The organism is Cupriavidus sp. 01L46, from assembly GCF_056399905.1.
The window spans coordinates 1-3,974 of the sequence record NZ_JBFTSF010000436.1 but is presented as its reverse complement, the minus strand read 5'-3'; the positions used below and the strand labels follow the sequence as shown (position 1 = coordinate 3,974).

Genomic DNA, 3,974 nt, shown 5'->3' with positions numbered 1-3,974 from the left:
GTCCTGTTTGATAGCAATAAGCGATGACGCACGCACATTGCTTGATGGGCATTTCCATTTGAGTGGCGAGATTCCGCGGCGAACGTCCTTCGAGAACGGGCTGCCCGGACATTTTGCGCAGACGAACGACGGCGCTTGGCTACCAGATCCACTGGCTGGCGTGCGACTCACAGGCTCGTCGACGCATTCGGGGAAGAGAGAGTCGTGCCTTCTGCAGTGGGGCAGAGGCACCTCTTTCAGGCTTGAAGGATGTMGACCACGTTGTAGGCCTTGTCGGACTCGGCTACATCGACCTTGAACGCGACTTGCGGCATGTCCCCAACGGGACGGCGCGAGCGGGCAAACCCAGCAGGAGACGATGCTCGGCGCCGCCAGGCCGTATCTGCTGCGTATCCTCTCGCACTCCGGCGCCCTGACCACGGTGGTGCCGCACTGGGCAAGATCGCGCCGGATCGGCTCTTCTCGCTTCGTCTCGCTCGGGGACAGCGCCGACGTCGACGTGGCGGACGTGCTCGACAATCTCGGACGTCCCCCCTACCCCCGTCCCGCCAGACGCCCCTCCCCGTGCTGCCCCGAATCCCCCTCCAGGCAAGCCACCACTTCCTCATCCTCAACCTGCGGAAACTCCCGATAATGCTCACCGACGGCGGAAAAATTGGCCGGCGACCGCAGGCAGACCACCTCATCCGCGTAACGCCGCACCTCGGCGAGCGAAGCCGGCGCGGCCACGGGCACAGCACATACCAGAAGGGCAGGATGCTGCTGCCGCACGGCATGCAATGCGGCAATCATGGTGGCGCCCGTGGCAAGCCCATCGTCCACCACGATCACCGTGCGCCCGTCCAGCGCACGCGCGGAGCGCCCCGGCGTGTATTGCTCCCGGCGGCGGCGCAGCAATGCAAGCTGTTCGTCGCGCTCCTGGTTGAGATAGCGGGAATCGGCGCCAACGCGCGCGGCGTAGGGCGTCACGTAGACCCAGCCGCTTTCATCGACCGCGCCGACCGCCATCTCGCGGTCGAATGGCGCCCCTAGCTTCCTGACCAGGACCACGTCCAGTTCGCCGCCGAGCCGGTCGGCGAGTATCTTGCCCATCGGCACGCCGCCCCGTGGAATAGCCAGCACCAGGGGATGGGCGTCGCAGTACCGGGAGAGCGCTTCGGCCAGCCGCGCGGCGGCCTCGTTCCTGTCCTGGAAAGTCATGACATCACCTCTTGCCGGCAAGGGGTTAGCTGGCTAGCCGGCCAGCGACTTCCATCGACGCCGTACGACGAAGTGTCTGCCAGGCTAGACGGCCCCCACGCGCGCCATGACCGCCCTGCCCGCCGGGTTGCCATGCCAGCCACCGGGCGGGCTTGCGGCCATCAAGCGCGGTGCCAATGAACATACAGGGTCTCGTCGGCGTCGGGATAGTCGATTTCCAGCTTGCCCCGATACGCATGATGCACGGCAGAGCCGATATCGCGTGCCAGGTGAAAGCCCGTGGTCGTGATGGTGATGCGATCCGCCTGAGCCTGCGTCGCCATGATGCGCTCCATCGGATGACTCTCTCTCATCAGGGCTTCGCGGTGCCGCACCAGCCCGAGAATCTCGTCCCGGTGCGCCTGCTGGAACGCCCCATCCAGCGTCAACTGCGCCGCGGGCACATGGTCGGCGACGCGGTGGCAGGCCGGGCACATCAGCGCCTTGGCGCCGGGCGGCACGGCCCGCCATTGCCAACGTCCTTTCAGTAAGACCGCGTGGCAAGCAGGACAGGAAGCGACGGCAGGCGCCTGCCCCGGCTGCTTGTAGGCATCGTGGATGAGATCCTCGGGAATTCGGTCCCAACGGGCCGGCCTGACCTGGCTCGAACGCTCACGGACTTTCATGTCTGGCTCCTGAAATCGACTCGGGCAGCGCCCATGCGGCCTGCCTGCTGTATGGCGGACTCACCTGGCGAGCCCGCCCACTGGAACGCCCGCCCATGCTCATCGCATGCCACTCGGCGCCCCGAACATGTGCTCGTGCTTGCGCTGGCACGGGGTGCAGCGTTTGGCCGTGGGATAGGCTTGCAGCCGCGGATAAGGAATGGGTTCGCCGCAGTCCAAGCACACGCCGTAGCTGAGCCTGGCGATCCGCTTACGCGCCACCGCTATGTCGGCCAGTTCCATGCGATAGTGTTCCGCCACGGCATCGTCCATGCGCTCCTCGGTGCCATGCTCGGCGAGATCCGCGTCGTCGCTCCCGCCGCGCTCGGCGGACACAGTACGGGAAACGGCTGCGGCATCCGCCTGGCCACGGATCCTTTGCTCTGCGCTGTCCAGCAAGGTGACGAGGCTGGAGAGTTGCTCTTTCGTTAAAGTTAAATCGGACATCGTCGACTCCCGGGCGCGGCAAAGTGCCTTCGGCGTAGCGCGCTGAACCCTCGTTCCGCTTCAATCTTCAATATAGTTGGTGGCTGCCAGTTAGCTTGATCCGCGTCAATCTCACTTCCGGCCATGCGCAGAGCTAGCCGCAGGCATGGTGCGCGTGGGCGCGGATGCAGCCTGCTCGATCGCATCGGCGACATCGCCCCGCGCCAGCGGCTCGTCCAACCCCAGCGTGCTGCATGCCGCCTTGCGCACAGGGACTGGCGCCTCGCGTACGCCATCGATGCGGATCAAGCGGCGCCAGTCGGCGTGACCTAGGATAAATGCTGGGCACCGCCGAGGATGTCGCCATGCACGAGACGATGCGCGCAATGATTTTCGAAGGCACCGGGCCGGCCCTGCGCCTGGCGCGAGTCCCCGTGCCAATTCCCGGCCCAGGCGAAGTACGTATCGCCGTGAGCACTTGCGGCGTCTGCCGCACCGACCTGCACATTGTCGACGGCGAACTCGCGCACCCGAAAGCGGCGCTCATTCCCGGACACGAAGTCGTCGGCAGGGTCGAGTCCTGTGGCGCTGGCGTGACAGACCTTGCCCCGGGCGACCGGGTTGGCGTGCCGTGGCTCGGGCAGACCTGCGGGCACTGTGGCTATTGCGCCGCGGGTCGCGAAAACCTGTGCGATACGCCGCAGTTCACCGGCTATACGCGTGACGGCGGCTACGCCGAGTACGTGGTAGCCGACCGCCGCTATTGCTTCCCGATCCCGGATCACTACGACGACGAGCATGCGGCGCCGTTGCTGTGCGCGGGCCTGATTGGCTACCGCACACTGCGCATGGCGGGCAACGCCCGTGAGGTCCGGTCTATCGGCATCTACGGATTTGGCGCGGCGGCCCACCTGGTGACGCAGATCGCCGTCGCCCAGCGGCGCGAGATCTTTGCCTTCACACGGCCCGGCGATGCCGCCGCCTGCCAGCTCGCCCGTGACACCGGGGCGTGCTGGACCGGTCCGAGCGACCAGCCCGCGCCGCAGCCGCTCGATGCCGCGCTGATCTTCGCACCGGTGGGTGCGCTGGTGCCGATGGCGCTGCAAGCCGTCGCCAAGGGCGGTACCGTGGTTTGCGGTGGCATCCACATGAGCGATATTCCGGCCTTCCCCTATCGCCTGCTATGGGAGGAGCGGTCGATCGTGTCGGTGGCCAACCTCACGCGCGACGACGGGCTGGAACTGATGCGAATCGCCCGGGCCACGCCGCTGCGCACCACCACGACGGTCTATCCGCTGGCGCAGGCCAATGCGGCGCTGGCCGACCTGCGCACGGGCCGCCTGGCAGGCGCGGCGGTACTGCGCATCGCCTAGCGTGCCTGCTGCCGGTGTGATTGGCAGGCAGCAAGGCAGAGGGCCGGCTAGTGAGCGTCGCCAAACGTGACATTGCTTGGGCAACCGACACATTGAACACGGTACAAAACACGGCACCAAACACGGCACCAATTAGAACTCCCCTTCCAAAAAGTGCCCCCTTCGGCACTAATGCCGTTCAGTTAAGAGCTGAACGGCATTTTTGTATGTAGCGTCAGAGGAAGTTGTAAACGCTGCGCCGAAGTGTTAACTTTCGGGCGCGATGCTTTCC

General features: G+C 65.9%; 5 protein-coding genes. 2 read left to right on the top strand and 3 right to left on the bottom strand.

Translation table 11 applies throughout. From position 1 onward, the window contains the following. Window positions 1–358: 358 nt before the first annotated feature. Window positions 359–634, top strand: coding sequence for a hypothetical protein (locus tag AC1DS3_RS36210; protein WP_441632082.1), 276 nt, complete (start codon window positions 359–361; stop codon window positions 632–634). Here AC1DS3_RS36210 and AC1DS3_RS36205 read toward each other — a convergent pair. The 3 genes from AC1DS3_RS36205 to AC1DS3_RS36195 all read right to left on the bottom strand — a co-directional run bounded on the left by AC1DS3_RS36205 (window position 535) and on the right by AC1DS3_RS36195 (window position 2,351). After that, the gene (locus AC1DS3_RS36205) at window positions 535–1,200 is read right to left on the bottom strand and encodes a phosphoribosyltransferase (protein ID WP_441632080.1); all 666 of its coding nucleotides are present in this window, start codon (window positions 1,198–1,200) and stop codon (window positions 535–537) included. The genes AC1DS3_RS36210 and AC1DS3_RS36205 overlap by 100 nt on opposite strands. Window positions 1,201–1,361: 161 nt before the next feature. Further along, complete coding sequence (locus tag AC1DS3_RS36200; RefSeq protein WP_441632078.1) at window positions 1,362–1,865, bottom strand: BCAM0308 family protein; 504 nt, start codon at window positions 1,863–1,865, stop codon at window positions 1,362–1,364. Window positions 1,866–1,964: 99 nt separating this feature from the next. Then, window positions 1,965–2,351: a TraR/DksA family transcriptional regulator gene (locus AC1DS3_RS36195; RefSeq protein ID WP_441632076.1), complete on the bottom strand. Its 387-nt coding sequence runs from the start codon at window positions 2,349–2,351 to the stop codon at window positions 1,965–1,967. Window positions 2,352–2,695: 344 nt separating this feature from the next. Between AC1DS3_RS36195 and AC1DS3_RS36190 the strand changes: the two genes are divergently transcribed. Further along, window positions 2,696–3,703 (top strand): zinc-dependent alcohol dehydrogenase family protein, encoded by a 1,008-nt coding sequence (locus AC1DS3_RS36190; RefSeq protein WP_441632146.1) that lies wholly within the window; start codon window positions 2,696–2,698, stop codon window positions 3,701–3,703. The last annotated feature ends 271 nt before the right edge of the window (window positions 3,704–3,974 follow it).

What these genes read in the sequence shown, in the direction of transcription:
- AC1DS3_RS36195 (WP_441632076.1), bottom strand. Translation starts at nt 2,351, where the DNA reads ATGTCCGATTTAACTTTAACGAAAGAGCAACTCTCCAGCCTCGTCACC.
- AC1DS3_RS36210 (WP_441632082.1), top strand. Translation starts at nt 359, where the DNA reads ATGCTCGGCGCCGCCAGGCCGTATCTGCTGCGTATCCTCTCGCACTCC.
- AC1DS3_RS36200 (WP_441632078.1), bottom strand. Translation starts at nt 1,865, where the DNA reads ATGAAAGTCCGTGAGCGTTCGAGCCAGGTCAGGCCGGCCCGTTGGGAC.
- AC1DS3_RS36190 (WP_441632146.1), top strand. Translation starts at nt 2,696, where the DNA reads ATGCACGAGACGATGCGCGCAATGATTTTCGAAGGCACCGGGCCGGCC.
- AC1DS3_RS36205 (WP_441632080.1), bottom strand. Translation starts at nt 1,200, where the DNA reads ATGACTTTCCAGGACAGGAACGAGGCCGCCGCGCGGCTGGCCGAAGCG.